We start from the raw sequence: 2,905 nt of genomic DNA, 5'->3' as shown, positions 1-2,905 counted from the left end.
GTAGCTTTCGGCGTCGGCCTTTCACCGAAGCATGCCGTATCCGATGGTTTCGAGCGCATCAGCACCAGTCCGATTTACCGCGGTGATGCCGTGACGCGTCGTGCCGCCTCCCTGCAGGCCCATCCGCTGAACACCGGCCCGCGTCTAGTCATGCATCCCGCAGCCGCCGCCAAGGCTGGTCTGCAGGAAGGCCAGATTGCCAAGGTCGGTGACGGCACCGGCAGTGCCACGTTGCCGGTGGTGCTGAGCTGTATGATTCCGGAGTCCTGCGTCTGGATCGAAACGAATCATCCCGCCACCGCACCGCTATCGCAGACGGCTTCCCTGACCATCGTGGGGGCTGCCCTGTGATCGATCTCATCCGTGAATTCTTCCTGCAGTTCGGCCTCCTCGGCGGCCTGGCTTGGATGCTGGTCAAGATCCTGGTGATCATGCTCCCGGTCATTATTGCCGTGGCGTTCTATACCCTGTTCGAGCGTAAGATCATCGGTTGGATGCATGTGCGCCAGGGGCCGCAGTACGTCGGCGGTGTATTCGGTATCGGCGTCATTCAGGCCTTCGCCGATGTATTCAAGATGCTGTTCAAGGAACTGATCACGCCCGACAAGGCCAGTCCGTTCCTCTACCGTCTCGCACCATTGATTGCTCTGGCGCCTGCTCTGGCGGCCTGGTCCCTGATTCCGTTCGGTGAAAATGACACCGGACCGTTAGTGCTGTCCGACATCAATGCCGGCGTCCTCATGCTGCTTGCGCTGACGTCGATGGGCGTTTACGGCATCATCCTCGGTGGCTGGGCTTCCAACTCGAAATATGCGGTCATGGGAGCATTGCGCGCCGCCTCGCAGGTCATCAGCTACGAAATCGCTATGGGTTTTGCCCTGGTCGGCGTGCTGGTCGCTGCCGGCAGTATGAATCTGACGGAAATCGTCAATGCTCAAGCTGGCAACAGCGGATTCCTGGAATGGTTCTTCATTCCGTTATTCCCCTTATTCCTCGTGTATTTTATTTCCGGAACCGCCGAAACCAACCGCGCACCGTTCGACGTCGCCGAGGGCGAGTCGGAAATCGTCGCCGGGTTCCATGTCGAGTATTCCGGTTCCGCTTTCGCTATTTTCTTCCTGGCTGAATACGCCAACATGATTCTGATCAGCTTCCTGACTGCCTTGCTGTTTCTGGGTGGCTGGCTGTCGCCTTTCCAGGGATGGCTTGGTACCGAAGGCGTCGCCGGCATGCTCGCTGCACCCGGCAGCCATTGGCTGTTCTTGAAAGCCCTGTTTTTCGCGTTCTGCTTCGTTTGGTTCCGTGCCAGCTTCCCGCGCTACCGCTACGACCAGATCATGCGCCTGGGCTGGAAAATATTCATTCCGATCACCATTGCCTGGATTTTCGTGGCGGCGGTTGCGGCCTACAATAACTGGTTTGTCCTGGGAGCTTGAGGCCATCATGATCCGACTATTCAATTACTTGAAAAGCCTGATGTTGGTCGAGTTCCTACAAGGGCTCTGGCTGACATTGACCTACATGTTCAAGCCGAAGTACAACATCAATTACCCCTTCGAGAAATTTCCGCAGTCCATTCGTTTCCGCGGGCTGCATGCGCTGCGTCGTTACCCGAACGGAGAAGAGCGCTGCATCGCTTGCAAGCTCTGCGAAGCGGTGTGTCCGGCACTCGCCATCACCATTGATTCCGCCCCGCGTGAAGATGGACAGCGCCGCACGACCCGTTACGACATCGATCTGTTCAAATGCATCTTCTGCGGATTCTGCGAAGAAAGCTGCCCGGTCGATTCCATCGTCGAGACCCATATCCATGAATACCACTTCGAAAACCGTGGCGAGAACATCGTGACCAAGCCGCAGCTGCTCGCCATCGGCGACCGTTTCGAAGCGGAAATCGCCGAACGCCGTCAGGCAGACGCGGCCTACCGATAAGGAGAGGGTGCTTGAATTTCGAAATGATTGCGTTTTACCTGCTTGCCGCCGTAGCTCTGTCGTCCGCAGTCGCGGTGATCAGTTTCCGAAACCCGGTGCATTCGGTGCTGAGTCTAGTGCTGACCTTTTTCTCCACCGCCTGTCTTTGGCTGCTGCTGCAGGCTGAATTCCTCGGTATCGTTCTGGTGCTGGTCTATATCGGTGCGGTGATGATCCTATTCCTGTTCGTGGTGATGATGTTGGATGTCCATACCGCTCCGCAACGTGAAGTCTTCATCAAGCATTTTCCGGTCGCCATCGCGGTCGCCGCGGTAATGTTCGCCGAAATTCTGCTGCTTCTCGGCGTGGGCAGTGTTCCCGCCCAGGTCATGCCGGTGGCGGACCCGGCACTTGCATTGCATGCCAGCAATCTGCACTGGATTGCACAGGCCCTGTTCACACGCTATATGCTGCCGTTCGAAACCGCGGCAGTCATCCTCACCGTGGCGATAGTGGTGGCGGTACTGCTGACCCTGCGCCGTCGCACGGGCACCAAGACCCAGAATCCGTCGGAACAGGTGCTGGTGCGTCGCGATGACCGTGTGCGCCTGGTTAAGATGGCGGCCATTGCTAAGTCCGACGACGGCGCACCGGAGGTCAAATGATTACGCTCGAACATTACCTCATTTTCGCCGCGGCCCTTTTCAGCCTAAGCATTGCCGGCATCATCATCAATCGAAAGAATGTCATTCTTCTGCTGATGTGCATCGAGCTCATGCTGCTCTCGGTCAACGTCAATTTCGTTGCATTTTCGCGGTTTCTCGGAAATGTCGACGGCCAGGTGTTCGTATTTTTCATTCTGACCGTGGCCGCAGCCGAAGCCGCCATCGGTCTGGCCATTCTGGTCACACTATTCCGCAACCGCCGCACCATCAATGTGGCCGAATTGGATTCTCTGAAAGGTTGATGCGATGTTGACTGAACCCACTCAGCT

At 57.1% G+C, this 2,905-nt stretch carries 5 protein-coding genes; all 5 read left to right on the top strand.

Annotation, left to right across the window (positions count from 1 at the left end):
• Nucleotides 1–351: molybdopterin dinucleotide binding domain-containing protein (locus tag ACIQ0Q_RS08650; RefSeq protein ID WP_395772535.1), on the top strand; the 351-nt coding region annotated here is incomplete at its 5' end.
• 56 nt (nt 352–407) lie between these two features.
• Nucleotides 408–1,436 (top strand): NADH-quinone oxidoreductase subunit NuoH, encoded by a 1,029-nt coding sequence (nuoH, locus tag ACIQ0Q_RS08645; protein WP_395772536.1) that lies wholly within the window; start codon nt 408–410, stop codon nt 1,434–1,436.
• Nucleotides 1,437–1,443: 7 nt separating this feature from the next.
• The gene (gene nuoI, locus ACIQ0Q_RS08640) at nt 1,444–1,932 is read left to right on the top strand and encodes an NADH-quinone oxidoreductase subunit NuoI (RefSeq protein ID WP_395772534.1); all 489 of its coding nucleotides are present in this window, start codon (nt 1,444–1,446) and stop codon (nt 1,930–1,932) included.
• 11 nt (nt 1,933–1,943) lie between these two features.
• On the top strand, nt 1,944–2,576 hold the full coding sequence (locus ACIQ0Q_RS08635) for an NADH-quinone oxidoreductase subunit J (RefSeq protein ID WP_395772533.1): 633 nt from the start codon (nt 1,944–1,946) through the stop codon (nt 2,574–2,576).
• Nucleotides 2,573–2,878, top strand: a complete 306-nt coding sequence (gene nuoK / locus ACIQ0Q_RS08630) for an NADH-quinone oxidoreductase subunit NuoK (RefSeq protein WP_395772532.1) — start codon at nt 2,573–2,575, stop codon at nt 2,876–2,878. The genes ACIQ0Q_RS08635 and nuoK overlap by 4 nt, the downstream gene beginning before the upstream one ends.
• Nucleotides 2,879–2,905 lie beyond the last annotated feature (27 nt).

Source organism: Arenimonas sp. (assembly GCF_044348765.1).
GTDB lineage: Bacteria > Pseudomonadota > Gammaproteobacteria > Xanthomonadales > Xanthomonadaceae > Arenimonas.
This window is presented reverse-complemented; position numbering and strand designations above follow the sequence as displayed.

Excerpts from the sequence above, each read along its gene's own strand:
- nuoH (WP_395772536.1), top strand. The coding sequence starts at position 408 with ATGCTGGTCAAGATCCTGGTGATCATGCTCCCGGTCATTATTGCCGTG.
- nuoI (WP_395772534.1), top strand. The coding sequence starts at position 1,444 with ATGATCCGACTATTCAATTACTTGAAAAGCCTGATGTTGGTCGAGTTC.
- nuoK (WP_395772532.1), top strand. The coding sequence starts at position 2,573 with ATGATTACGCTCGAACATTACCTCATTTTCGCCGCGGCCCTTTTCAGC.